This window comes from Roseateles sp. T103, from assembly GCF_057219915.1.
The window spans coordinates 34,667-60,896 of record NZ_JBXVVS010000003.1 but is presented as its reverse complement, the minus strand read 5'-3'; the positions used below and the strand labels follow the sequence as shown (position 1 = coordinate 60,896).

Annotated in this window: 20 protein-coding genes; 8 read left to right on the top strand and 12 right to left on the bottom strand. The window is 68.9% G+C overall.

Features of this window, described 5'->3' with window-relative positions; translation table 11 throughout:
• Positions 1-32: 32 nt before the first annotated feature.
• On the bottom strand, positions 33-1,094 hold the full coding sequence (queA, locus tag AC2EBS_RS10505; RefSeq protein WP_484728372.1) for a tRNA preQ1(34) S-adenosylmethionine ribosyltransferase-isomerase QueA: 1,062 nt from the start codon (positions 1,092-1,094) through the stop codon (positions 33-35).
• A gap of 184 nt (positions 1,095-1,278) precedes the next feature.
• Between queA and AC2EBS_RS10500 the strand changes: the two genes are divergently transcribed.
• Both AC2EBS_RS10500 and AC2EBS_RS10495 read left to right on the top strand, forming a co-directional pair.
• The gene (locus AC2EBS_RS10500; protein WP_484728371.1) at positions 1,279-1,677 is read left to right on the top strand and encodes a TraR/DksA family transcriptional regulator; all 399 of its coding nucleotides are present in this window, start codon (positions 1,279-1,281) and stop codon (positions 1,675-1,677) included.
• Positions 1,678-1,756: 79 nt separating this feature from the next.
• Entirely contained in the window at positions 1,757-2,140 is a 384-nt protein-coding gene (locus tag AC2EBS_RS10495) for a hypothetical protein (RefSeq protein WP_484728370.1), read from the top strand.
• Between the two features lie 63 nt (positions 2,141-2,203).
• On the opposite strand, the gene AC2EBS_RS10490 is transcribed toward AC2EBS_RS10495, so the two are convergent.
• The 7 genes from AC2EBS_RS10490 to AC2EBS_RS10460 form a co-directional block, all read right to left on the bottom strand.
• Complete coding sequence (locus AC2EBS_RS10490) at positions 2,204-2,773, bottom strand: DUF2799 domain-containing protein (RefSeq protein WP_484728369.1); 570 nt, start codon at positions 2,771-2,773, stop codon at positions 2,204-2,206.
• 151 nt (positions 2,774-2,924) lie between these two features.
• The gene (locus AC2EBS_RS10485; protein WP_484728368.1) at positions 2,925-3,887 is read right to left on the bottom strand and encodes a transglutaminase family protein; all 963 of its coding nucleotides are present in this window, start codon (positions 3,885-3,887) and stop codon (positions 2,925-2,927) included.
• Entirely contained in the window at positions 3,884-6,514 is a 2,631-nt protein-coding gene (locus AC2EBS_RS10480; protein WP_484728367.1) for a circularly permuted type 2 ATP-grasp protein, read from the bottom strand. The genes AC2EBS_RS10485 and AC2EBS_RS10480 overlap by 4 nt, the downstream gene beginning before the upstream one ends.
• A 42-nt stretch (positions 6,515-6,556) precedes the next feature.
• The gene (locus tag AC2EBS_RS10475) at positions 6,557-10,096 is read right to left on the bottom strand and encodes a transglutaminase family protein (protein WP_484728366.1); all 3,540 of its coding nucleotides are present in this window, start codon (positions 10,094-10,096) and stop codon (positions 6,557-6,559) included.
• Between the two features lie 26 nt (positions 10,097-10,122).
• On the bottom strand, positions 10,123-11,055 hold the full coding sequence (locus AC2EBS_RS10470; protein WP_484728365.1) for an alpha-E domain-containing protein: 933 nt from the start codon (positions 11,053-11,055) through the stop codon (positions 10,123-10,125).
• 63 nt (positions 11,056-11,118) lie between these two features.
• Positions 11,119-12,570, bottom strand: a complete 1,452-nt coding sequence (locus AC2EBS_RS10465) for a circularly permuted type 2 ATP-grasp protein (protein ID WP_484728364.1) — start codon at positions 12,568-12,570, stop codon at positions 11,119-11,121.
• A gap of 141 nt (positions 12,571-12,711) precedes the next feature.
• Positions 12,712-15,216 carry a YCF48-related protein gene (locus AC2EBS_RS10460; protein ID WP_484728363.1) on the bottom strand — a complete coding sequence of 835 codons (2,505 nt, stop codon included), beginning with the start codon at positions 15,214-15,216 and terminating at the stop codon, positions 12,712-12,714.
• 72 nt (positions 15,217-15,288) lie between these two features.
• Between AC2EBS_RS10460 and recG the strand changes: the two genes are divergently transcribed.
• Positions 15,289-17,364 (top strand): ATP-dependent DNA helicase RecG, encoded by a 2,076-nt coding sequence (gene recG / locus AC2EBS_RS10455; protein ID WP_484728362.1) that lies wholly within the window; start codon positions 15,289-15,291, stop codon positions 17,362-17,364.
• Positions 17,365-17,691: 327 nt separating this feature from the next.
• Positions 17,692-18,381, top strand: a complete 690-nt coding sequence (locus tag AC2EBS_RS10450; protein ID WP_484728361.1) for a hypothetical protein — start codon at positions 17,692-17,694, stop codon at positions 18,379-18,381.
• A gap of 33 nt (positions 18,382-18,414) precedes the next feature.
• Here AC2EBS_RS10450 and AC2EBS_RS10445 read toward each other — a convergent pair whose 3' ends face one another.
• From AC2EBS_RS10445 to panB, 3 genes are all read right to left on the bottom strand, one after another.
• Complete coding sequence (locus AC2EBS_RS10445; protein ID WP_484728360.1) at positions 18,415-19,095, bottom strand: peptidylprolyl isomerase; 681 nt, start codon at positions 19,093-19,095, stop codon at positions 18,415-18,417.
• Between the two features lie 117 nt (positions 19,096-19,212).
• Positions 19,213-20,052 (bottom strand): pantoate--beta-alanine ligase, encoded by an 840-nt coding sequence (gene panC, locus AC2EBS_RS10440; protein ID WP_484728359.1) that lies wholly within the window; start codon positions 20,050-20,052, stop codon positions 19,213-19,215.
• Positions 20,053-20,066: 14 nt separating this feature from the next.
• Positions 20,067-20,876 carry a 3-methyl-2-oxobutanoate hydroxymethyltransferase gene (gene panB, locus AC2EBS_RS10435; RefSeq protein WP_484728358.1) on the bottom strand — a complete coding sequence of 270 codons (810 nt, stop codon included), beginning with the start codon at positions 20,874-20,876 and terminating at the stop codon, positions 20,067-20,069.
• Between the two features lie 108 nt (positions 20,877-20,984).
• Between panB and AC2EBS_RS10430 the strand changes: the two genes are divergently transcribed.
• The 4 genes from AC2EBS_RS10430 to AC2EBS_RS10415 all read left to right on the top strand — a co-directional run bounded on the left by AC2EBS_RS10430 (position 20,985) and on the right by AC2EBS_RS10415 (position 25,519).
• The gene (locus AC2EBS_RS10430; RefSeq protein WP_484728357.1) at positions 20,985-21,905 is read left to right on the top strand and encodes a hydrogen peroxide-inducible genes activator; all 921 of its coding nucleotides are present in this window, start codon (positions 20,985-20,987) and stop codon (positions 21,903-21,905) included.
• Between the two features lie 322 nt (positions 21,906-22,227).
• Positions 22,228-22,752 (top strand): Dps family protein, encoded by a 525-nt coding sequence (locus AC2EBS_RS10425; protein ID WP_484728356.1) that lies wholly within the window; start codon positions 22,228-22,230, stop codon positions 22,750-22,752.
• 79 nt (positions 22,753-22,831) lie between these two features.
• Positions 22,832-24,472 (top strand): peptide chain release factor 3, encoded by a 1,641-nt coding sequence (locus tag AC2EBS_RS10420; RefSeq protein WP_484728355.1) that lies wholly within the window; start codon positions 22,832-22,834, stop codon positions 24,470-24,472.
• Positions 24,473-24,517: 45 nt separating this feature from the next.
• Positions 24,518-25,519: a hypothetical protein gene (locus tag AC2EBS_RS10415; RefSeq protein ID WP_484728354.1), complete on the top strand. Its 1,002-nt coding sequence runs from the start codon at positions 24,518-24,520 to the stop codon at positions 25,517-25,519.
• Between the two features lie 47 nt (positions 25,520-25,566).
• Here the strand turns inward: AC2EBS_RS10415 and AC2EBS_RS10410 are convergent, their stop codons facing one another.
• Complete coding sequence (locus AC2EBS_RS10410; RefSeq protein WP_484728353.1) at positions 25,567-26,016, bottom strand: anti-virulence regulator CigR family protein; 450 nt, start codon at positions 26,014-26,016, stop codon at positions 25,567-25,569.
• Between the last annotated feature and the right edge of the window lie 214 nt (positions 26,017-26,230).

Below are 26,230 nucleotides of genomic sequence, written 5' to 3'. Positions count from 1 at the left end.
CTCCTTGTCGATGGAGGCAGACGGAGCCTAGCTCAGCCCGCCCGGTTCAGCAGCATCGCATCCCCATAGCTGAAGAAGCGGTAGCGCTGCTCGATCGCATGGCGGTACAGCGCCATGATGTGCTCGTAGCCGGCGAAGGCGCTGACCAGCATCATCAGCGTGCTCTTGGGCAGGTGGAAGTTCGTGATCAGCGTGTCCACCACGCGGAACTGAAAACCCGGCGTGATGAAGATGTCGGTCTCGCGGGCACCGGCCTGCAGGGTGCCGGAGAGGGCCGCAGACTCCAGCGCGCGCATCGTGGTCGTGCCCACGGCGACGACGCGGCCGCCACGCGCCTTCGCCTGCGCGATGGCGGCGACGGTGGCGTCGCTGACCTGGAACCACTCGCTGTGCATGGCGTGCTCCTCCAGTCGCTCCACGCGCACCGGTTGGAAGGTGCCGGCACCCACATGCAGCGTCACATGGGCGGTGGCGATGCCGCGCGCCGCCAGAGCGGCCAGCACGCCTTCGTCGAAATGCAGCGCCGCGGTCGGTGCGGCCACCGCGCCTGGCTCGCGCGCGAACACGGTCTGGTAGCGGCTCTCGTCGTCGGGCTCGTCGGCGTGCTCGATGTAGGGCGGCAGCGGCACATGGCCGTGCGCTTCGAGCAGCGCGAAAGGATCGGACGGGAAGCGCAGATGGAACAGTCCGTTGTCCGGCCCGCAGCGGCCCAGCACCTCGGCCTCGAAAGCACCATCGGCGAACAGCACCACCGCGCCGGGCTTGGGGCTCTTGCTGGCACGCAGATGCGCCCAGACTTCCAGCGTGCCGGGCAGCACGCGCTCGACCAGCGCCTCCACCGCACCGCCGCTGCTCTTGTGACCGTACAGGCGCGCCTTGATCACCTTGGTGTCGTTGAAGACCAGCAGGTCGGCCGAATCGAGCAGCTGCGGCAGCTCGCGGAACACCCGATCGACGGGCGTGCTGCCGCGGCCGTCGAGCAGGCGCGAGGCGCTGCGTTCGGGCGCGGGATGCTGGGCAATGAGCTCAGGCGGCAGCGCGAAGTCGAAATCGCTGACCGTGAATTGGCGTGTCGAAGGGGATGCAGCAGTCATGGTGTTGAGGGCCGTACAGACCCGTGCCAAACAGGGGGAATCGGGGAGATGAGAACGCCCCGGCGGCAGGCGCCGGGGCCGCACGAATTGTCCCACGGGCACGCCGCAGCACCGAGCGCCAGTTGATTCATCTCAAGACGAGCTTCGCGCCACAGTGCGAGCATGAATGCAAGGAGATCAAGCAATGAGTCAGACCCTCAACCCCTCGCAGCGCAGCCTGCTGGAAGCCACGCTGGTCGAGAAGCAGCAACGTCTGGAGCAGGCCCTGCAGGCCCAGCTGGGCGGTCAGGACCGTGTCACCCACGCCCGCGAGCAGCTGCTGCAGGATGCCGACGATGCGCGCGAGCATGACGCCGACCGCGAAGTGGACCTCGCTCGCAGCGACCTGAGCCTGGAGGCGCTACGCGCGGTCAATGAAGCACTGCAGCGACTGCGCGGCAGTGCCGACTACGGCTTCTGCAGCGACTGCGGCAAGGCCATCAGCTTTGAGCGCCTGCAGCTCAACCCCGAGGTGCTGCGCTGCATCGCCTGCCAGAACGCGCTGGAGAAGGTCGGCGGCGGCGCCAGCCATCCACGCCTCTGAGTTTCCCGGCCTGGCGCATGCGTCCAGCATTCGCCGCCGCGTCCCCATCACCATCCATCAGCAAAGAGGAGAACCCTTCATGACCATGTTCCACGCCGTCGTCTGGCTCGACCACCACAACGCCAACATCCTGCAGTTCGACGCCGAACACGTGCAGGCCGAGAAGGTCAAGGCGAGCAGCCGCCACACCCGCCAGCATGGCAGCGGCGTGCGCACCGAGCACGAGTTCTTCGCCGACGTCTGCGAGGCGCTGCAGGGCATCGGCGAGATCCTCGTCACCGGCTCCAAGACTGCGCAGGCCGACTTCAAGCACTACCTGGAGAAGCACCGCCCCAACCAGGTGAAGAGCGTGGTTGGCTACGAGACCGTCGACCACCCCAGCGACAAGCAGCTCGTCGCGCTGGCACGCCAGTACTTCCTCAAGTACGACCGCATGAACGGCACGACGCCGCAGGTGCTGTAAGCGTCTCGCTTCGCGCCATCCTGGCGCGCCCTGCTGATCTCGGCATCAGACCCCACGCCCCGCTCAGGGGCGTGGTGCCATCAGCAGCTGCATCTGCTGTCGCATGCGCAGGCGCTGCTGCTCCAGATCCAGCTCACGCAGCAGGCCCCGCAGGCGCTTGCGCTCCTCATCGGTCTTGGCCTCGGCCAGTGCCCGCTCCAGGCGCTGCATCTCGCGGTAGTTGCGGTCGATCTGCTGACCGAGTTCGTGGATGAGCTTGGCTTGCGTGTAGTTGCGCTCGAAGAGATCGCCGTCACGCTGTCCGCCGCAGCTGCCACGGTAATACTCGCCCGCCAGGCCCAGGCGCCAGCCGTTCTCGGGCCGGCAATACACGCGGATGCCCTCAGACCACCCCTCCTGCCAGAGGGCTTGGTCGGGCACGATGCCCAGCTTGCCGCAGGCCTTGGCATGGTCCTGCAGACGCTCGCGTTCAGCGCCCGCACGCCCATCCTCCAGGCCCTGTTCAAACCAGTTGGCACTCAGGCATTCCTTCTCGCTCATGCTGGCGCAGCCGCTCAGCACGAGCAGGACCGCGCCCAGCAGGGCAAGAGTCCGGATCTGGCCGAGCCGTAGATCGCTTCTGGGGTCGCTCATCAAGGCTCCGTCTGTGCTGGCGGCACAGTATGCAATGGAGCTGACAACGCGCCGGCACGCGCCCGGTTGACCGGCGATCGACGGACACCCGCATCTGCGGCCTTGAAGCCGTGATGCGTGGCGCTCGCGTCGGATCGCCTGCGCTCGCGGCTCAGAACCCGCGGGCGCGTGCTTCTTCGAGTGGCTCGACGGTCACCGCCACCTGCGGGTGGGCCTGGCCGCCGCGGATCACGCCGCGCAGCGGCGCCACGTCGGCATAGTCGCGGCCCCAGCCCAGCGTCACATGGTCCAGGCCCGCGGCCACCTTGTTGGTCGGGTCCAGCGCCAGCCAGCCCTGCACCGGGCACCACACCGCCACCCAGGCATGCGAAGCATCGGCGCCGACCAGGCGCAGCTTGCCCGGTGCCACATGCGTGAGCAGATAGCCCGACACATAGCGCGCCGCCAGGCCCAGCGAGCGGCAGGCGCCGATCATCACGTGCGCGAAATCCTGGCACACGCCGTGGCGCGCTGCCAGCGCCTCCAGCGCGCGCGTCGTCACATTGGTGCTGGCCGGCTGGTAGCGGAACTCCTTGTGGATCAGCGCCATCAGCGCCAGCGCCCCATCGGCCAACGGACGCCCCGGCGTGAAGGCGCGGCGTCCGAAGGCGGCCAGTGCGGCGGCACGCGGCGCCAGCGGCGACGAGAGGCTGAACTCCACCGCCTCGCTGCGCACCTCGCCGGCGTGGTAGCGCAGCGCATCGGCCACCTCCTCCCAGGGCGGGCTGCCTTTCGGGTCTATCGTCGGCGGCGTCGCCAGCCCCACCGCGAAGCTGCTGCGCACCGCCAGCTGCTCGTGCACGCGGGTGTGGCTGAACACCAGCCGCGCATTGCCCCAGGCGTCCTGGCTGAACTGGCCCGCCTCGGCCAGCGCCGTGGCCCAGCCGTCGGGCTCGGGCGTGATGCTCAAGCGCCAGTCACGCAGCGTCTGCCAGGGCGTCTCGCGCGGTGCCAGGCAGGCCACATGGTGGGCCAGCTCCACCGGCGTGTCGTAGTCGTAGATGGTGTCGTGCTGCACATGCAGCCAGCGCAGCGCCTCGGCCTTGACCGTCGGACCCGGCTTGACCGCGCTCATTGCCACACCATGCGGTCGGCGCTGCCCACATGGGCGAAGAGCCGGCGGTCAAGTTCGACCGACAGCGCCTGCGCCTGCTCGCTGCAGCCCTGCAGCAGCGTCACCAGCTCGCCATAGCGGCCCTCGGCATCGGGCGTGCACAGGCTGGCCAGCGGCCAGCGTTCGGGCTCGGGCAGCGAGGCGGCCACGCGCGCGGTCCACTCGGGATCGTGGCGCGACAGCTTGACGAAGCGGCCCGCCATCGTGCGCGCCACCCAGGCCAGCGAGCGCGGGTTGTCGGTGTCGTGCACCAGCAGATGCAGCAACGGCGGCAGCTCGCGGCGCGCCTGGAACTTGGCGCGGTAGGTCATCGTCGAATCGAACAGGCCCAGCAGCAGCGCGAAGCCCTCCTCGCTGTGCTGCACACCGTGCTCGAAGGCCAGCGCCAGTGCGCCGGCCAGGAAGTCCAGCCGCTCGATCTGCCGGCCCACGCTGAGCAGGCGCCAGCCGTCGTCGCGCGTCATGCGGTCGGTCTGCGCGCCGGTGATCGCCGCCAGCTGCGTGGCCACGCGCGACAGCGTGTCCAGCACGTGTCGGCGCGCCTCGGTGCCGGCGCCTTCCAGCACCGGCTGCAGGCGCAGGCGGAACTGGTCGCCGGCCTCGTGGATCAGCTTCCAGTGCTCGGCCGAGAGCCGCTCGCGCAGGCTGGCCGCGCAGTTCTGCAAGGCCTGCAGATTGAAGCCCACGCTGTAGGCGCCGAAGGCATCGCCCAGCGCATGCACCAGCGCGCGCTCGAACACGCGCGGCGCCTGCTCGGCCGAGGGCACGGCCTCGCCGACCAGACCATGCTGGCGCGCCAGCGCATCCAGCAGACCCAGCACGCCTTCGCCGCCGGCCTCGCCGCGCGCCGCAGCGCCCAGCGCCTCCAGCGTCAGCTGCGCCAGGCGCACGGTGTTCTCGGCGCGCTCGCTGTAGCGGCCCAGCCAGAACAGGTTCTCCGCCGCACGGCTGGTCACGGTCCAGTGCGCGCCGGTCAGGTCGGCCGCGGTCAGCGGCTTGGGCAGCAGGCTGGTGCTGTCCACCTCGCCTTCGGTGCGCACCCAGGTGTCGACGCTGGCGCTGCCGCGGCGCATCGAGACCCAGGCATGGTCGCTGCCTTCGCGGCCGCTGGCCACGCGGGTCAGTCCGCCGGGCAGCACGTTCCAGCCGCCGTCGCCATCGGCGATCGCAAAGACGCGCAGCACCGCCGCACGCGGCTCGAGCTGGCCATGGCGCCACACCGGCGTCTCCGACGGGCGCTGGCGCGTCTGCAAGGTGTAGGCGCCGGGATCGGCGGCGATGCGCTCCAGCAGCTGCGCACGCGCAGGAGCCGACAGGCCCTTGACCGCCACCGGCGCAAAGTCCGGCGTCGTCGCGCTGGGCGGGAAGGTCGGCGAGACCACGTACTGCTCCAGCTCGTCGAGCCGCTCGCGCCACACCGCTTCCTCGCCACACCACCAGGCGGTGGCCGCGGGCAGCAGCAGCTCCTCGCCGAGCAGCGCCTCGGCCACGCCGGGCCAGAAGGCGGTCAGGCCCGGGCTCTCCAGCCAGCCCGCGCCGGGTGCATTGGCCAGCACCACCTGGCCGGCGCGCAGCGCCTGCAGCAGGCCCGGCACGCCCTGCGTGGAGTCAGGGCGCAGCTCCAGCGGGTCCAGCGCGTCGTCGTCGACGCGGCGCAACAGCACATGCACGCGCTCCAGGCCGCGCAAGGTCTTCAGGAAGACGCGGTCGCCGCGCACCGTCAGGTCGCCACCCTCGACCAGGCTGATGCCCAGATAGCGCGCCAGGAAGGCGTGCTCGAAATAGGTGTCGTCGCGCGGCCCCGGCGTCAGCAGCGCGACGCGCGCGCCCTCGCGTTCCTCGGCCGGCACCAGGCGCAGCAGACCCTGCAGCAGGCGCTGGTAGCTGGCCGCCAGGCGCTGCACCTTCAACGCGCGGAAGGCTTCGGGGAACTGCTGCCCGACGAGCATGCGGTTCTCCAGCACATAGCCCAGACCGGCCGGCGACTGCGTGCGCTGGCCCACCAGCCACCACAGGCCGTCGGCACAGCGCGCCAGGTCCATCGCCACCACATGCAGATGCACGCCGCCGGGCGGCACGCAGCCGTGCATCGGCCGCAGGTACTGCGGATGCGCCAGCACCAGCGAGGGCGGCAGCAGGCCGGCGTCGAGCAGATGGCGCTTGCCGTAGACATCGGCCAGCGTGGCATTGAGCAGGCGCGCCCGCTGCGCGACGCCGCGCTCGATCTGCGTCCATTCGCCGGCGTCGACCAGCATCGGCAGCAGCTCCAGCGGCCACAGCCGTTCGCCATGGGAAGCGGCGCTGCTGTGCAGGTTGTAGCTGGCGCCGTCCTCCTGCAGGCGGCGGTGCAGCTGGGCCGAGCGCGCCGCCAGGTCCTGCCAGCCGGCCGCGCCGTTGGCGGCGAAGAACTGCTGCCACTGCGGCGCCAGGCCCTGGGTGCGCGGCAGCGGATTGAGCGCGCCGCGCAGCTCGTCATAGTGGCCGTCGCGGCCACGCAGCGCGGCCGCTGCAGCCAGCTGCAGCAGGTCTTGGGGATCCTCGGGCAGCAGGCTGGGCTGCACGGGACCGGAGGCATTCAGCACGGACATCCCCGCATCATCGCCGACGCCGCCCCGCACGCGCATCCGGCCTCACCGGCCCACACGGCGCAGGTCCAGCGTGAAGGGGAACTCCAGGCTGCGCTGCGGCTCGGCCGCGACCACACGGCCTGGCGTGTGCGCCAACAGCGTGAAGCGCGCCAGGCGGCGGCTCTCGGCCTCGTAGGCATTGACCGGGAAGGTGGCGTAGTTGCGCCCGCCCGGATGCGCCACGTGGTAGCGCGCGCCGCCCAGCGAGCGCTGCATCCAGGTATCGACCAGGTCGAAGGTCAGCGGCGCATGCACGCCGATGCTGGGGTGCAGGGCCGACGGCGGATTCCAGGCGCGGAAGCGCACGCCGGCCACGTACTCGCCGACGCGGCCGGTCGGCTGCAGCGGCAGCGTCACGCCATTGACGGTGATGCGATGGCGCGGGTCCACCAGGCCACTGACGCGCACCTCGACGCGCTCCAGCGACGAATCCACATAGCGCACCGTGCCGCCCGCAGCGCCCTCCTCGCCCATCACATGCCAGGGCTCCAGCGCATTGCGCAGCGTCACATGCACGCCAGCCACCGCGAACTCGCCGACCTTGGGGAAGCGGAACTCGAAATGCGGCGCGAACCAGCCGGGGTCGAAGGCATAGCCGGCCTGCGCCATTTCCAGCAGCACGTCGGCGAAGTCCATCTGCACGAAGCAGGGCAGCATGTAGCGGTCGTGCAGGCCGGTGTCCCAGCGCACCAGCGGCGCGCGATAGGGCTGGGTCCAGAAGCGCGCCACCAGCGCGCGCAGCAGCAGCTGCTGCACGATGCTCATGCGCGCATGCGGCGGCATCTCGAAGGCGCGCAGCTCCAGCAGGCCCAGGCGGCCGGTGCTGCTGTCGGGCGAGTAGAGCTTGTCGATGCAGAACTCGCTGCGATGCGTGTTGCCGGTGACATCCACCAGGATGTTGCGCAGCGAACGGTCGACCAGCCAGGGCGGCATGAAGAACTCGCCCCCACGCTCGCCTTCCGGCGAGCTGCCCCCCGAGGGGGCGCTCGCGCCTTGGGACGGCCCGGCGGCGCTCGTGCCGTACACGCCCTTGCTGCGCGCTATCTCGCCCAGCGCGATCTCCAGCTCGCGCAGCTGGTCGTTGCGCGCCTCGTCCACCCGCGGCGCCTGGCTGGTCGGGCCGATGAAGAGGCCCGAGAACAAATAGCTCAAGGAGGGATGGTTGTGCCAGTAGGCCAGCAGCGAGGCCAGCAGGTCGGGTCGGCGCAGGAAGGGGCTGTCCGCCGGCGTCGCGCCGCCGAGCACGAAGTGGTTGCCGCCGCCGGTGCCGGTGTGGCGGCCGTCGAGCATGAATTTCTCGCTGGACAGGCGCGACTGCCAGGCCGCGTCGTAGAGGAACTCGGTGTGCTGCACCAGCTCCTTCCAGTCGTGCGCCGGATGGATGTTGACTTCGATGACGCCGGGATCGGGCGTGACCTGCAGCAGCTTCAGGCGCGGGTCGCGCGGCGGCGGATAGCCTTCGAGCACGATCTTCACACCGAGCTCGGCCGCGGTGGCTTCGACTGCGGCGAGCAGCTCCAGGTAATGCTCCAGCTGCTGCAGCGGCGGCATGAAGACATAGAGCACGCCGCTGGCGCTGCCCACGGCCTCGGCCTTCGGGCCATTGGCGCGCCGCGGATCGCGCGCCTCCACGCACAGCGCGGTGCGCGTGATCCAGTGCGCGCTCTGGAAGCGCTCGGGGCGCTGCTCCAAGGGCAGGCCCTCGCCGGTGCCAGTGCCGGTGCCGCTGTTCTGCAGCGCCACCGTGCCGCCTTCGGCGAAGCCGCCGCCGGCCGCATGGGCCTGGTAGCCGGGCGCCGCATGGGCCGCCTCGCCGGGGCGCTGCAGCAGCAGCCGCGTTTCGGCCGGCAGCGCGTCGCGCGGCGCGAACGGGTCCTGTTCGATGTGATACGGGTAGTCGGAGCCGCTCACCCAGGGCAGCGAGTCCAGCGGCAGGCGGTAGCCCATCGGCGAGTCGCCGGGGAACAGGTACATGCGCTCGTCGCGGAAGAACCAGGGGCCGGTGACCCAGGGCGTGCCGCCCAGGGCCGGACCATCGCCACGGCGTATCGGCAGCACATAGCCGACCTCGTGGGCCAGGCCCTGCTCGAACACGCGGCGCAGCCGGCTGCGTTCCATCTCGTCGTCCAGCCGCGACTCGAAGGGATCGACGTTGACCGGCAGCCGGCGCTCGCGCCACAGGTAGTACCAGGTGTCTTCGAAGCCGGGGCGCACGAACTGCGTGTCCAGGCCCAGGCGCTGCGTCAGCGCGGCGATGAAGCGCTTGGCGTCGGCGCTGGTGTAGGCATGGCCTTCGCGCTCGTCGGCGAACAGGCTCGGGTCTTGCCAGCAGGGCTTGCCGTCGGTACGCCAGTAGATCGACAGCGCCCAGCGCGGCAGCTGCTCGCCCGGGTACCACTTGCCCTGCCCGAAATGCAGGAAGCCGCCCTGGCCGTATTCGTCGCGCAGGCGCTGCACCAGCTCCTGCGCGTAGATGCGCTTGGTCGGGCCCAGCGCGTCGGTGTTCCACTCGGCGCCGTCACGGTCATCCACCGAGACGAAGGTGGGCTCGCCGCCCATGGTCAGGCGCACGTCGCCGGCGACGAGATCGGCATCGACCTTGTCGCCGAGCTTCAGCACCTCGGCCCACTGCTGCTCGGTATAGGGCTTGGTGACGCGCGGCGATTCCCAGATGCGCGTGACGCCCATCTCGTGGCCGAACTCGACCTCGCACTCGTCCACCGCACCGCTGATCGGCGCGGCGCTGGAAGGCTGCGGCGTGCAGGCCAGCGGGATATGGCCTTCGCCGGCCAGCAGGCCCGAGGTCGGGTCCAGGCCTATCCAGCCGGCGCCGGGCAGGAAGACCTCGCACCAGGCATGCAGGTCCGTGAAGTCCACCTCGGTGCCGCTGGGGCCGTCCAGCGCCTTCTGGTCCGGCGCCAGCTGGATCAGGTAGCCGGAGACGAAGCGCGCCGCCAGGCCCAGATGGCGCAGCAGCTGCACCAGCAGCCAGCCGGTGTCGCGGCAGGAACCGGAGCCCTTTTCCAGCGTCTGCTCGGGCGTCTGCACGCCGGGCTCCAGGCGGATCAGGTAGGAGATGTCGCCCTGCAGGCGCTGGTTGATACCGACGAGGAAATCGATCGTCGCCACCGGCTCGCGCCGCACCGTGGCCAGATAGGCCGCGAAGCGCGGCGTCAGCGCCTCCTTGACCAGATAGGGCGCGAGTTCGGCCTGCTGTGCCTCTTCATAGGCGAAGGGGAACTTCTGCGCATGCGGCTCGAGGAAGAAGTCAAACGGGTTGTAGACCGCCATCTCGGCGACCAGGTCCACGGTGACGGTGAACTCGGTGGTCTTCTCCGGGAAGACCAGGCGCGCCAGGTAGTTGGAGAACGGGTCTTGCTGCCAGTTGATGAAGTGCTGCGCGGGCTCGACCGTCAGCGAATACGACAGGATCGGCGTGCGGCAGTGCGGCGCCGGACGCAGGCGCACGACCTGCGGCGACAGCGCAACGCGGCGGTCGTAGCGGTAGCGGGTGACATGCTTGAGCGCGACGTGGATGGACACGGTCTGGCCTCGCTTGTTTTCTTGTTTCAGTGCACGGGCACGAGGAAGTCGCGGCTGATGTCCAGGCCCAGCTGGCCGACGCGGCTGAGGAAGCGGTCCAGGTACTCGTGCAGGCCGCCGGCGAGGATCTCGTCGATGCTGGCGTAGCTGAGCTCGGCGCTGAGCCGGCCGGCCTGGCGCAGCGTCTCGCCCGACTGCTCGTTGGCGACGCGGCGCAGGTTCTCGACCACGCGCTGCATCGAGTGCGCCAGCGAGCGCGGCATCGCGCTGCGCAGGATCAAGAGCTCGGCCACCTTGTCCGGCTGGATCACATTGCTGTAGACCTTGCGGTAGATCTCGAAGCCGGAGACCGAGCGCAGCAGCGCCGACCAGTGATAGAAGTCCTGCGCGCTGCCGCCGCTGTCCGGGGTGTAGAACTTCACGTCCAGCAGCCGCGCGGTGTTGTCGGCGCGCTCGAGGAAGGAACCGATGCGCAGGAAGTTGAAAGCCTCGTCCTGCAGCATCGTGCCGACGGTGACGCCGCGCGACAGGTGCGAGCGGAACTTGACCCACTCGAACAGCGCCGCCGGGTCGCGATCGAGCAGGCCGTCAGCCAACAGGCGCTGGAACTCCAGCCAGGTCTGGTTGCTGGTCTCCCAGACCTCGGTGGTCAGCGCGCCGCGCACCGCGCGGGCGTTCTCGCGCGCGGCGCGCAGGCAGTTGTAGATCGACGAGGGGTTGCGCTCGTCGCGCACGACGAACTCGATCACGCGGCGCGCGTCGATGCGGCCGTAGCGCGACTCGTAGTCGGGCGTCAGCTCGGAGATCGACAGCAGGCTGCGCCAGCTCTGCTCGGCGACGGCGGCCTGCTGGGGCATCAGCGAGGTCTGGTAGTTGACGTCGAGCATGCGCGCGGTGTTCTCGGCGCGTTCGATGTAGCGCGAGAGCCAGAACAGATGGTCAGCGGTACGTGAAAGCATGGCGGGCAGCCTCGTTCGGGGATCGTCTTCGGTGCGGGCGGTGGGGTGGTGCGACGGCAGTGCTCAGTCTTCGAGCACCCAGGTGTCCTTGGTGCCGCCGCCCTGGCTGCTGTTCACCACCAGCGAGCCTTCCTTGAGCGCGACGCGGGTCAGCCCGCCGGGCACCATGCGCACCTCGCTGCCCGAGAGCACGAAGGGCCGCAGGTCGATGTGGCGCGGCGCCAGGCCCGACTCGACATAGGTGGGACAGGTGGACAGGCTCAGCGTCGGCTGCGCGATGTAGTTGTCCGGCCGCGCGATCAGCTGCGCGCGGAAGTCCTCGACTTCCTGCTTGCTCGCCGCCGGGCCGACCAGCATGCCGTAGCCGCCGGCGCCGTGCACCTCCTTGACGACCAGCTCGTCCAGGTGCGCCAGCACATGCGGGAGCTCGTCCGGATTGCGGCACTGCCAGGTCGGCACGTTGTGCAGGATGGGCGTCTCGCCGAGATAGAACTCGACCATCTTCGGCACATAGGGGTAGATGGACTTGTCGTCGGCGATGCCGGTGCCCACCGCATTGGACAGCGTGACGTTGCCGGCCTTGTAGGCCTCCAGCAGGCCGGCGCAGCCCAGCACCGAGTCCGGGCGGAACACCGTGGGGTCGAGGAAGTCGTCGTCGATGCGGCGGTAGATCACGTCCACGCGCCGCGGCCCGCGCGTCGTGCGCATGTAGACGAAGCCGCCGTCAACGAACAGGTCCTGGCCCTCGACCAGCTCGACGCCCATCTGCTGCGCGAGGAAGGCGTGCTCGAAGTAGGCCGAGTTGTACATGCCCGGCGTCAGCACGACGACGGTGGGCTCGGACGCTCCCTGCGGCGCGACGCTGCGCAATGTATCCAGCAGCAGGTCGGGGTAATGCGCCACCGGCGCGATGCGGTGCTGCGCGAAGAGCTCGGGGAAGAGCCGCATCATCATCTTGCGGTTCTCCAGCATGTAGCTCACGCCCGAGGGCACGCGCAGGTTGTCCTCCAGCACGTAGTAGCGGCCGCTGCCGTCGGGCTGGGCGGCACGCACGATGTCCACGCCGGCGATGTGCGAGTAGATGTCCTTGGGCACGCTGACGCCGCGCATCTGCGGGCGGAACTGCGCATTGCCCAGGATCTGCTCGGCCGGCACGATGCCGGCGCGCAGGATCTCCTGCTCGTGATAGATGTCGTGGATGAAGCGGTTCAGCGCGGTGACGCGCTGGCGCAGCCCGGCTTCGAGCTCGCGCCATTCGTGGGCCGGGATGACCCGCGGCACCAGGTCGAAGGGAATCAGCCGCTCGGTGCCCTCGCCGCCGCCGTTGTTGCCGTATACGGCGAAGGTGATGCCGACGCGGCGGAAGATCAGCTCGGCCTCCTCGCGCCGGGCCTTCATCGCCGCCTCGGGCTGCTGCGCCAGCCAGGCGGCGTAGTCGCGGTAGTGCTCGCGCACCGGCTGCATTCCGGTACCGCCGCTCTGGGCGAGATGCATTTCATCGAAGCGGGACAGCATGTTTGGCTCCTTTGCACCAGAGCACTGCAATAACTGCACCAGCCTGGGCGACTACCAGACAAGCCGCCCGCGCACCAAACCAAGGCGCAACGCGCGGGCGGCGCACCAGGCCGGGGCTACGCCCGCGCGGAGGACCTCGCTTCAGCGGCCGCCACTCGCCGTGCCCAGCACCACGCCTCGCTCGCCCAGCAGCCAGACGGTGGACTTGTCGATCACGGCCAGGGCCTTGATGGCATGTGCCGTGGGCACCGGCTGACGGCGCCAGGTCTGGCCACCGTCCTGCGTCGCCAGCACCGTGCCATATAGGCCGACGATCCAGCCGTTCGAGGCATCGGCAAAGGCGATGGCAAAAAGGTGATCGGTGGTGCCGCTCGCAACCGCTGTCCAGCTGGCGCCACCATCGCTGCTGCGCCGAATGGTCCCAAAGTGGCTGACCACCCAAAGCGTGCCTGCATTGCTCGTCACCGCGTTGAACTCCCTGACCCCCGAAACGGCAGTGCAGCGTCCCCAACTCGCACCACCATCGCTGCTGAGTGCAATGCATTCTCCCGAATCTGTCCAGGACACCGCGAGGCCGTGCGAAGCATCGCTGAAGTAGAGTTGCTTGACACCGAAGCCGGCACTGCCAATGGTGGTCCAGCTTGCGCCACCATCGCTGCTGGCAAGCACGCGATTACCCGAGCTGCTGACGGACCAGCCGCGCGATTCGTCCAGAAAGAAATGGGCCTTTTCAAGGATGCCGCCCTTCAGCAGAGCCCACGTCCGGCCGCCATCGTCGCTGCGGTAGAGGTCATAGGCACTGCCGTTCCAATCGGTCACCCAGCCACGCTTAGCCGACGCTGAGGCGATCGCTTGCGGCGACTTGAAACCAGCGCTCGTGTTCGCCACCCAGGTCTTGCCACCATCTTCAGTGCCCAGCAAGCCCGAGCTGGATACCGCCACGCCGCGCCGGCCATCGACAAACCAGGCACCGCTGAAATCCGGTAAGGCCACCACTGGTGCGCGCAACAGCGTCCAGGTCTTGCCCGCATCGTCGCTCCGATAGAGCCCGCCGCCGTTGCGCTTCTGCAGCCAGCTGGCATCGTTGATGCGCGCCAGTGGTCCGTCGAACTGCAGGCGCTGGTCATCGCTGAGCTTGCCGACCCAGTTCAAGCCGCCGTCCATGCTGTAGAAATAGCGCTCTGGCACGGCCGACAGCAGCGGCGGCTGCCACAGCCCCAGCGTATCCGCATGACGGCCGACAAAGAACAGGTTGCGCTCCCACTTTATAGGCAACGAGACCGCTTCCCAAGGCGCTCCGGGTTGCCGAGCGCGAAGCACCTGCTGCTGCGAATCCAGCTTTGCCTCGGCGATGGCCTGCCCGTCGGCGAACAGCCAGAACCGGTCAGAGTCGTCGTAGTAGCTGCGCGCCTGCTCATAGCTTGAGTCATAGCTCGAGCGCAGGCGCGCATCGACGGCGTAGGCCGTCCAGCTCAAGCCTCCATCGAGGCTGGCGCAGGCCCGCCGCGTGACGAGGTTTGGATCTTCCGCAACCCGTTCATAACCGAGCAGCAGCAGGCGCTGCTCACCATAGACCTGCAGGCTCCTATAGGGCAGCCAGCCGTTGCGACAGGCCGCGGGAAGAGCAGGCAGGCTCTGGTAGCTCAGCCCCAGGTCCGTGGACAGCTCCACTGAGGCGACGCCGAGGCGCCACAGACGCGAAGAAGAACGGATTAGGCCAACGCGGCGCCCATCCTCCTGGAGGTAGATGGTCGCGCCGCCGCTGTAGCTGCTCGGCTGCCATGTCGCGCCGCCATCCGTGCTGATCTGCGCTTCGGTATCGCCGTCGGTGGCCAACAGGCCGGCCGTGCCAAGCACATACACCGCATAGGAGGGACGGCCCTCGCTTGGGCTTTGCGGCAGGGAGGCCAGGCTCTGGAAGCTCGCACCGCCGTCCCGCGTGCGCAGCGGTACCAAGCCCTCGCCCGACACGAAGCGAAATACCATTACCCATCCGTTGCTGGCATCGGAAAAACTGAGTTCTTCAAGCGCCATCTGCAATCCCGGAAGCGTGCGCTGCCAACTCGCACCGCCATCAAGCGTCTTCACGACATCGCCGCTGGCCGTGACGGCAAAGCCTCGCTGGCTGTCGATGAAGGAGAAGGCCGAAAGCTCCTGCTCATCCAGCGTGGGCTTGAGCTTGCACCAGCCGCCCGCAGCGCCAGAGGTGCAGGCCGCGCCATACAGATGCGACCAGTTGGCCACGCTGAGTTGCAGCTGTGCCTGACGGCTGAGGCCGGCGGCATTGCTGACCTTCAGCTGCACCTGATAGCTGCCCGCCTTGGTGTACAGATGCTTGGGCGCTGCTTCGGTGCTGGTCGTGCCGTCGCCGAAATTCCATTCAAAGCTCAGGCCGGCGAGCGCGGCTGCGCTGCTGCTGAACTGCACTTCGCTGGCCAGGCCCGCGTCGGCCGGTGCTGACACCGTCAGCGTCTCGGGGATCGGTGTCGCCGGCGCGGCATCGCTGCTGCTGCCGCCGCCACAAGCCGTCAGCAGGGCACCTGCCATGCAGAGCACAACGCTAAGGTGTCTGACATTCATCTCTGCACCCTCCCTTGGGTTTGCTGCTTGTCTGTGCTGTTTCATCTGCAGGAACGAACGCAGCATACTAGCGATTCAGCTACGCGCACCGGAGCCGTCCCGCGCTCGGCCACGCATGGGCGGGGCAAAATCCCGCCCATGCCTGAGGCCACGCCTGCCCCACCCAAGCCCAGCAAATCCGCGCCGCAAAAGGCGATGGAAAAGCTCGGCCTGCTGCGCGACATCGACCTGGCGCTGCACATTCCGCTGCGCTACGAGGACGAGACCCGGCTCACGCCGATCGCCGCCGGACGCGATGGCGAGACGGTGCAGTGCGAAGGCCTGGTCAGCGAATGCCGCGTCGAGCTGCGTGGCCGCCGCCAGCTGATCGTGCGGATCGAAGATGACAGCGATGTGCTGATCCTGCGCTTCCTGCACTTCTACCCGTCGCAGCAGAAGGCGATGGCGCTGGGCAAGCGGCTGCGCGTGCGCGGCGAGATCCGCCATGGCTTCTTCGGCCGCGAGATGGTCCACCCGCAGGTGAAGGCGGTGGACGAGGACACGCCGCTGGCGCAGAGCCTGACGCCGGTCTATCCGGCCAGCGCCGGCCTGCCGCAGGCCTATCTGCGCAAGGCCATCGCGTCGGCAATGAAGCGTGCGCCGCTGGACGAGCTGCTGCCCGCCGGCACCGTGCCGCGGACGCTGCCGCCGCTGCGCGAGGCGCTGGAGTTCTTGCACCACCCTCCCCCCAGCGCCAGTCTGGCCACGCTGGAGGACCACAGCCACCCGGCCTGGCAGCGGCTGAAGTTCGAGGAGCTGCTGGCCCAACAGCTCAGCCAGCTGCAGGCGCAGCGCGAGCGCGCGCGACTGGTGGCGCCGGCGCTGCGCGGCACGCGTGGCGGCCTGCACGAGCGGCTGCTGGCGGCCCTGCCCTTTGCCTTGACCGGCGCGCAGCAGCGCGTGGTCGAGGAGATCGCGCAAGACCTGGCCCTGCCGCAACCGATGCACCGCCTGCTGCAGGGCGATGTGGGCTCGGGCAAGACCGTGGTGGCGGCGCTGGCCGCGGCGGTGTGCATGGATGCCGGCTGGCAGTGCGCGCTGATGGCGCCCACCGAGATCCTGGCCGAGCAGCATTTCCGCAAGCTGGTGCAGTGGCTGGAGCCGCTGGGCATCAAGGTCGCCTGGCTGACCGGTTCGGTGAAGGGCCGTGCGCGCCAGCAGATGCTGGACGCGGTGGCCGACGGCAGCGCCGGCCTGGTGGTGGGCACGCATGCGGTGATCGAGGACAAGGTGCAGTTCAAGCAGCTGGGCCTGGCCATCGTCGACGAGCAGCACCGCTTCGGCGTCGCGCAGCGGCTGGCCTTGCGCAAGAAGCTCGAGGCGCAGGCCTCGCGCGGCCGCGGCCAAAGCATGGAGCCGCACATGCTGATGATGAGCGCGACGCCGATCCCACGGACCTTGGCGATGACCTACTTCGCCGACCTCGCCGTCTCCACCATCGACGAGCTGCCGCCCGGCCGCAGCCCCATCGTCACCAAGGTGTTCGCCGACACGAAACGGCTGGAGGTGATCGCCAAGATCGCCGACGCGGTTGAGCAGGGTCGCCAGGTCTACTGGGTCTGCCCGCTGATCGAGGAATCAGAGACCCTCGACCTGAAGAACGCGACCGAGACCCATGCGGAGCTCAGCGCCGCGCTGGCCGGCCATGGCGTGGGCCTGCTGCACGGCCGCATGCCGCCCGCCGAGAAGGCCGCGGTGATGGCCGAGTTCAGCGCCAATCGCCTGAGCGTGCTGGTCGCGACCACGGTGATCGAGGTGGGCGTGGACGTGCCCAATGCCAGCCTGATGGTGATCGAGCATGCCGAGCGCTTCGGCCTCAGCCAGCTGCACCAGCTGCGCGGGCGCGTCGGTCGCGGGGCGGTGGCCAGCGTCTGCGTGCTGCTCTACACCGGCCCGCTGTCGATCACCGGCAAGGACCGGCTGCGCGCGATGGCCGAGACCACCGACGGCTTCGAGATCGCGCGCCGCGACCTGGACATCCGCGGCCCAGGCGAGTTCATGGGCGCGCGCCAGAGCGGCGCCGAGCTGCTGCGTTTTGCCGACCTGCAGGAAGACGCGCCGCTGCTGAAGGCCGCGCGCGCGCTGGCGCCGCAGCTGCTCGACGAACACCCGGCCGCCGCGCAGGCCCAGGTGGCGCGCTGGCTGGGCAGCAAGGTGGAGTTCCTGAAAGCGTGAGCCGGACAGACGGCAAGGCCTGCGCCTTGACGGCTGCCTGCGAACGAGTGCCGAGTCTTCGAGGCACGCCGGCTGCAAGCCTGGGCCGGACAGACGGCAAGGCCTGCGCCTTGACGGCTGCCTGCGAACGGGTGCCGAGTCCTCGAGGCACGCGGGCTGCAAGCCTGAGCCGGACAGACGGCAAGACCTGCGGCTTGATGCCCTGCCAGCAGGTTCCGGCCGCGCTATGCTTGCGCCATGCAGTACCCGCCACGCTTGGTGATCACGATGATCGCTTGCTGTGCAAGTGCCTGTGCCGCTGCGCAGGCTCAGGCGACTCGCTGGCGCATGTGCCTGCCCGACAACACGCTGCCCCCGCTGTTCACCAACGACGCGACAAGACCCGGCAGCTCGGAGCGCTTGCTGATCGACGCCGCGAAGCTGGCCGGTCTGGCACTGGAGTTCAGTTATGCGCCGCCGGCACGGTGTCTTGCAGCGGTCGAGCGCGGCGAGGTGGAAGCCATCCTGGCGCTGCCGACCCTGCGCAATTTCCAGTCGCTGCGTTTCCCCGGCGGTGGCAGTGCCGAGGTGGCATCGGTCGACGAAAGCCGCCATCTGTTCCGCGTGCGATTCCTGCTGCTCACCCAGCCCGACAGCAAGCTGCGCTGGAATGGCCGCGACTTCAGCGGCGCGGACCCCAAGACACTGACCTTCGGCACACGCCGTGCATTCAGCGCGTCCATCGAGCTGCTGCGCGCGCACGGCCTCACGGTTGACGATGGCGCTGCCACGCTGCGCCAAGTCCTGGAGATGCTGCAGCGCAGGCGCTTCGATGTCGCCGTCGCCATGGACCATGAGCTGCGCCGCGAGCTGGGCCAGAGTCGCCCCGACTGGATGCAGGTGATAGACACGCCTCTGATCAACAACGCGGTCTACGCCGTACCCAGCCTCAAGGCCTGGCAGGAGCATCAGCCGCGCGTCGAGGCCTGGTGGGAGGCGATCGCTAGGCTGCGCGACCAGTCGGCCTATCAGTACTGAGTTTCCACCGGCTGCTCTGGGGCCGGACGCAGTTCACTTCAGCCTTTGCACCCAGTAGATCAGCACCTCCTGGCGCGGCCGGATGTCGCTGGCGCTGAAGCGATAGGTCGGCGTGGTGTTGATCGCATCCAGCGTGTTCAGGCCCGAGATGACGCGGCCGAACACCGCGTAGCCTGGCTCGGCGCTGCTCTTGTAGTCCAGACCCGGGTTGTCCAGCACGTTGATAAAGAACTGCGTGCTCGAGCTGTTGGGGCTGCGGCCGCGGGCCATCGCGATGGTGCCGCGCCGGTTCGACAGTCCGTTGTTGCTTTCCAGCGGTATTGGCGCGTAGGGCACGGGCTTCAGGTAGTGGCCGCTGGTGTAGCCCCCGCCCTGGATGACGAAGTCGCGATCGACATGGTGGAACAGGGTGTTGCGGTAGTGCCCGTCGGCGACCAGGTTGAGAAAGGCGGCAACGGTCGCGGGCGCGTAACCCAGGTCATAGAGCTCGAAGACCATCTCGCCGCTGCTGGTCAGCATGCACACGCTGGGCCAGCTGCTCTGCGCCGCGGCGCTCAAGCCGGTGATGCTGCAGCTGTTCGTCGGCGGGTGGGGAAAGGGGTTCGGCGTCGGCCAGGGGCCGTCGTCGTAGTAGGCGTGCTCGTCGCCGCCGCCGCAGGCGCTCAGCGCGAGCGCCGTTGCCAGCATGGACAGAAGCTTGGGCAGGGACCGCATCAGGAACTCTCCAGAGTGCATGTCCAGGCAACGTCGGCCCATGCAACGCAGAGGACGGCCCGGCCGGACGACATGCAACAAAACGTCACACGCGCCGGCCGCCAGCCGACCCAGGCTTCAGAGCTCGATGTTGTCGATCAGCCGCGTCGTGCCCAGCTTCGCCGCGCCCAGCACCACCAGCGGCTGGTCATCGCCAGGCGCGCCGAGGTCGCGCTGGCGGCGCAGCACCATGTAGTCCGGTGCCCAGCCGGCATCGCGCATGGCCTGCATGGCCGCGGCCTCGATGGCGGCGACATCGCGCTCGCCAGCCTGCCAGCGCGCGATCATTTCCTTGAGGGTGCTTGAGAGGCGCAGCGCCTCGGCCTTCTGCTCGGCGCTGAGGTAGCCGTTGCGCGAGGACAGCGCCAGCCCCTGCTCGCTGCGCGAGGTCTCGCCGCCGATGATCTGCACCGGCAGCGCCATCTGCGCGACCATGCGGCGTATCACCATCAGCTGCTGGTAGTCCTTCTTGCCGAAGGCAGCCAGCGTGGGCTGCACGATGTTGAAGAGCTTGTGCACCACGGTGCAGACGCCGGTGAAGAAGCCGGGGCGGAAATGGCCTTCGAGGATGTCGGCCAGCTCGGTGGGCGGCATCACCTTGTAGCCCTGCGGCTCGGGGTAGAGCTCGGCCTCGCTGGGCGCGAAGACGTAGTCGCAGCCGGCGCCGTCGAGCAGCGCACAGTCGCGCTCCAGCGTGCGCGGGTAGGTGTCGAAGTCCTCGTGCGGCGCGAACTGCAGCCGGTTGACGAAGATGCTGGCGACCACCGGGCCGCCGCCGAACTGGGAACCCATCGCCGCCTTGGCCTGGCGCACCAGCGACAGGTGGCCCTCGTGCAGATTGCCCATCGTCGGCACGAAGCCGCGCGGGCCGTTACCCAGCGCCTGCCGAAGCTCGGCGATGGTGTGGAAGACTTTCATCGTTGTCGTACTTCTCAGAATCCGTGGATCTCGTTGACCGGGAAGGTCTTGGCTTTGACCTCGGCCACATAGCGGCCGACCGCCTCCTGCACCGAAGCGGCGCCGGCCATGAAGTTCTTGACGAAGCGCGGCTTGCGCCCCGGCGTGATGTCCAGCATGTCGTGCAGCACCAGCACCTGGCCCGAGGTGCCCACGCCAGCGCCGATGCCGATCACCGGCACCGGCGAGGCGGCGGTGATCTCTTCAGCCAGCGCGGCCGGCACCATTTCATAAAGCAGCATCGCTGCGCCGGCGGCTATCAGTTCCTGCGTCTCGCGCTTCATGCGCGCGGCGCCGGCCTCGTCGCGCCCCTGCACCTTGAAGCCGCCCAGCGCATTGACCGTCTGCGGCGTGAAGCCCAGATGCGCGCAGACCGGGATGCCGCGCTCGGTGATGAAGCGCACCGTCTCCGGCGTCCAGCCACCGCCTTCGAGCTTGACCATGTGCGCGCCGGCCTTGACCAGCGCAGCCGCGCTCTTCCAGGCCTCTTCCTTGCTGGCGTGGTAGCTGTCGAAGGGCAGGTCGGCGATGACCCAGGCGGTCTTCACGCCACGGCGCACGCAGGTGGTGTGGTAGACCATGTCGTCCAGGCTCACCGGCGCGGTGGAACCGCGTCCCTGCAGCACATTGCCCAGCGAATCGCCGATCAGCAGGATGTCCACGCCGGCAGCGTCCAGCAAGCTGGCGAAGGCCGCGTCGTAGCAGGTCAGCATGGCGATCTTCTCGCCCTTGGCATGCATGTCCAGCAGGCGGGGCAGGCTCACGGGTTTGCGCTCTGTGCTCATGGTCTGCGTCGGTGGTGTTGTCTCAGGCGCCGCAGTGTAGCCGTGCGATCCCCGATCACGCATAGCCGCGAACGCGGTAGGCTTGCTCCCCCAGGAGGCAGCCAGAACATGACACTGACCGAGTTGCGCTACATCGTTGCCGTTGCCCGCGAGCGGCATTTCGGCCGTGCCGCCGAGGCCTGCTTTGTTTCGCAGCCCACGCTCAGCGTCGCGATCAAGAAGCTCGAGGAAGAGCTGGACGTGAAGATCTTCGAGCGCGGCGCCAGCGAGGTGTCGGTAACGCCGCTGGGCGAGGAGATCGTGCGTCAGGCGCAGTCGGTGATCGAGCAGGCCAGCGCGATCAAGGAGATCGCCAAGCGCGGCAAGGACCCGCTGGCCGGCGCGCTGCGTCTGGGCATCATCTACACCATCGGCCCCTATCTGCTGCCCGAGCTGGTCAAGGGCGTCATCGAGCACTACCCGCAGATGCCGCTGATGCTGCAGGAGAACTTCACCGTCAAGCTGCTGGAGATGCTGCGCACCGGCGAGCTGGACTGCGCCATCATGGCCGAGCCCTTCCCCGACACCGGCCTGGCGATCGCGCCGCTGTACGACGAGCCCTTCGTCGTGGCCGTGCCGGCCAACCACCCCTTCGCCGAGCGCCAGGAGATCACCGCGCAGGAGCTCAAGAGCGAGACCATGCTGCTGCTGGGCACCGGCCACTGCTTCCGCGACCATGTGCTGGAGGTCTGCCCGGAGTTCGCGCGCTTCTCCAGCGACGCCGAGGGCATACGCAAGAGCTTCGAGGGCAGCTCGCTGGAGACCATCAAGCACATGGTGGCCTCGGGCATGGGCGTCACCGTGGTGCCGGCGCTGTCGGTGCCCAAGCAGCCGCAGCCGCATCTGCGCTTCATCCCCTTCGCCCCGCCGGCGCCGACGCGCCGTGTGGTGCTGGCCTGGCGGCGCACCTTCACGCGCTACGAGGCGATCGCCGCGCTGCGCAACGCGATCTACGACTGCCCGCTGGAGGGCGTCAAGCGCCTGTCCTGATCCGGCCCCCGGCCTGGCCGCGGCCTTTGGCTATCGCGGCGCTGAATCCTTTCAACTGGACCGCCACGGCGACGCCGTCAAGAATGCTCGCCAATGCCGCCTCACACCCGGCATGCAAGGAGAGTCATCATGAAAGTCATGCAACGCGGCCGCCGTGTCCTCGGCTTGGCCCTGGTCGCCGCCGGCACGGCGCTCAATGTGCAGCACCTGAACGACTGGATGCGCTACAGCAGCATCTGAAGCGTCCGGCCGGCTCAGATCAAGGCCGACCGCGCCACGCTTGGCTACAGTCGGAAGTCCCGACCACAAGAGGATGTTTGCCATGAGCAAGAAGAAAGCCCAGCGCCCGGCCATCGCGATCGCCGCGGCGACGCAGAGCATCAATATCGGTATCGGCGACAAGGATCGCGCCGCGATCGCGCAGGGTCTGTCCAGGCTGCTGGCCGACACCTACACGCTGTACCTGACCACGCACAACTTCCACTGGAACGTCTCGGGTCCGATGTTCAATTCGCTGCATGCGATGTTCATGACCCAGTACACCGAGCTGTGGAACGCCGTCGACCCGATCGCCGAGCGCATCCGTTCGCTGGGCCATGCGGCGCCGGGCTCGTATGCGCAGTTCGCCAAGCTGAGCTCGCTGCCGGACGCACCGGCCACGCCCCCCAAGGCGCTGGAGATGGTGCGCATCCTCGTCGCCGGCCATGAAGGCGCGGCGCGCACTGCGCGCAGCCTCTTCGCGCTGGTGGACAAAGCCGACGACCAGCCCACGGCCGACCTGCTGACCCAGCGCCTGGACATCCACGAGAAGACCGCGTGGATGCTGCGCAGCCTGCTGGAGGAATGAAAGGGCGGCGCCGGGCCGCGGCCCGGCCCCAAAGGCCAGCCGCGGCGATAATCGCGGGTTCGCTCCACGCCCGCCCGCCATGTCCACCGAAACCTCGTCCCGCATCGCCACGGAAGTGCGCCGCCGCCGCACTTTCGCCATCATTTCGCACCCCGACGCGGGCAAGACCACGCTGACCGAGAAGCTGCTGCTGTTCTCCGGCGCGATCCAGATCGCCGGTTCGGTGAAGGCGCGCAAGGCCAGCCGCCATGCGACCTCGGACTGGATGGAGATCGAAAAGCAGCGCGGCATCTCGGTCGCCTCCTCGGTGATGCAGATGGAGTACCGCGACTGCGTCATCAATCTGCTCGACACCCCGGGCCACCAGGACTTCTCCGAAGACACCTACCGCGTGCTGACCGCGGTGGACGCGGCGCTGATGGTGATCGACGCGGGCAACGGCGTGGAGCCGCAGACCCGCCGTCTGCTGCAGGTCTGCCGCGCGCGCAACACGCCCATCCTCACCTTCGTCAACAAGATGGACCGCGAGGTGCAGGAGCCGCTGGCGCTGATGGACGAGATCGAGCGCGAGCTGGGCATGACCGTCGTGCCCTTCACCTGGCCGGTGGGCATGGGCAAGGCCTTCCACGGCGTGATGGACCTGCGCCAAGAGCGTATGCGCGTGTTCGCACCGGGCGAGGACCGCGTCGCCGGCACCGAGGAGGTGCTGGACGGGCTGGACAACCCGGCCTATGCCGAGCGCTTCGGCCTGCAGTACGAGAACGCGCAGGGCGAGATCGAGCTGGTGCGCGAGGCCGCGCCCGAGTTCAGCCTGGAGGAGTTCCTCGCCGGCCGCCAGACGCCGATGTTCTTCGGCTCGGCGGTCAACAACTTCGGCGTGCAGGAGGTGCTGGACGCGCTGGTCGAGCTGGCGCCGGCACCGGGCGATCGCGCCGCGCTGCAGCGCGTGGTCGAACCCGAGGAGCCCAAGTTCAGCGGCGTCGTGTTCAAGATCCAGGCCAATATGGACCCGGCGCACCGCGACCGCATCGCCTTCGTGCGCGTGGCCTCGGGCCACTTCGAGCGCGGCATGCGGCTGAAAGTGGTGCGCAGCGGCAAGGAGCTGCGCCCCAACACCGTGGTGAGCTTCCTGTCGCAACGCCGCGAGCTGCTCGACGAGGCCTTTGCCGGCGACATCATCGGCATCCCCAACCACGGCGTGCTGCAGCTGGGCGACACCATCACCGAAGGCGAGGCGCTGCAGTACACCGGCCTGCCCTTCTTCGCGCCGGAAATGTTCCGCTCGGTCGAGGTGGCCGATCCGCTGAAGACCAAGCAGCTGCGCGAGGGCCTGCGCCAGCTCGGCGAGGAAGGCGCCATCCAGGTCTTCCGCCCCGAGGCCGGCAGCGTGCTGCTGCTCGGCGCGGTGGGCCAGCTGCAGTTCGAGGTGGTGGCGCACCGCCTGGAGCATGAATACGGCGTGAAGGCGCGCGTCACCGGCGCGCGCTACAACGTGGCGCGCTGGGTCACCTGCGACGAGGCCGACGGCGGCGAGAAGGAGCTGCGCCGCTTCATCGACCACAACGCCCACCGCGTGGCCTGGGACGCGGTGAACGCGCCGACCGTGCTGCTCGAATACGCCGGCGAGCTGCGCGCGATGCAGGAGAACTGGCCCAAGATCAAGTTCCACGCGCTGCGCGAGCACGCTGGCCTGGTGTTCCAGCAAAGGATGGACGGCTGAAGGCTCAGGCCGGATCGCCCATTCGGACCCACGCAAGGAAGACGAATGGTCGAGATTGTCATCTTTGCCGTGCTGCTGCTGATCTGCTGCGTGCTGGCCCTGCTCCTGATCGTCCAGCGGCACGCCAGAGTCAACGAGAGCGCGCGCGCCTGGCGAGCGGGCCACGAGCAAGGCTTGGCTCTGGGCAAGGCGGCGTCCGCCCAGCTCGTGCAGCGCGTCCGGGCCTACGAACAGTTGCTGCATGGCCATCAAGGCGGCGTGGGCAGGCACCTGGCTGACACGCGCGAGATGGCCGACTTGATCCGCCGGCGGGCGCCGGGCCTGCTGAAGGAGTCCAGCGGACTGGCCCAACAACTGCAGGGCAACGACGACTTTCTCAGCCAATTGCTGGACGCCTACGTGACGGCGGAGCTGGACGCCAACGGCGCGCAGTCGCGGGCTGCGGCGCGCTGGCCGGCCGGCATCTATGCAGACATCTTCGAGGCCGCGGGCCTGCCGGCACCGGGCGCCGTGAAGGGCAAGTACGTCGTGATCTCGCTGGAGGCCGGCATCGTGGTCATCCGAGGCACCGCCCTGCATGGCTGTGTCGGCAAGATCAACCTCGCCCGACGCGACCTCGAGCGGTTCTTCAACGATCTGTCCGCCCCGCCACGCAGCCTGGCCGACGATGTCGCCGGAGGACTCGTTTGCCGTGGCTTGTACCGCGTCGACGTCAAAGACTCTCCCCAGCAAGGGCAGTTGGTGATCGAGGTGAACTCGCCGTCCAGCGGACGCCTGCACCTCGGCGATCCGCCGACCGAACTGGACGCCCTGCAGGAGTTGCGAATGCTCAAGCGGCCCGTCCAGAAACTGCTGGAGGAAGAGGCAAATTCACCGGCCCGCAAGGCGGCGGCTGCGCGAGCCCGCATCCTGCGCCGCGATGCATTGCAGGGCCATGTGCCCGAAGACGGCCTGTGTCCGGCCTGCGAGGGCGACGTGACGATGCGGCTGCGGCTGGGCGACAAGCCCACCTGTTGCCCACTGTGCAGCACACCGTGGTCTGACTGAGGGACTGTGCAGGGCAGCGGGCGCCTCACAAGCGCCCTGACGCAGCCTCAGTCGAACACCGACTTCAGCACCTCGGCGACGATCAGCGTGCCCACCGCCACCAGCACGAGGTCGGTGCCGCAGACCTGCCATTCGTAGCCGGGGCGCTGCGGCAGCTGCCGCAGCAGCGCGGCGGGCGCGGCCTTCTTGGCGATGCCGGGTGGCAGCGGCTTGCCGCGCGCCAGGTTCTTGCGGATGCCCGGCGGCAGCGGCTTGTAGCCGGTGAAGCCGCCTTGCACCGCGTAGCTGCGCGCCTGCTCGACGCTGATGCCGATCGATACGTGCACGCCCGCACCGTCATCGCCATGGGCCTCGCCCTTGCCATGCTTGCTGCCCTTGCCCTGTCCCTTGCCCTCGGGTGGCTGGGCCCGGCCCGGCAGGGACAGTCCGGCAAGAGCGGCGCTGATGCACAGCAGCGGGATGGCCCGCTGCAACAGGGTTCGACGCTCCGGCTTCATGGACTTCTCCTGTGCTTGTCAAGCTTGCAGACCGGTAAAGCATAGCCGGGCCGCGAGAGCACCCTTCGTTGGGCGCCGCATAGCGCAGCAGCGCGAGCCGCAGCCTGCGCCGCCGACTGTCTGAAGCCTGGCCACTGCCTGGCTTTCGGACAGGCACAGGCCAGCACCCTGTCTGACTTCAAGACGCTCGCCCGGCGCCGGTGCAGCGGATTGC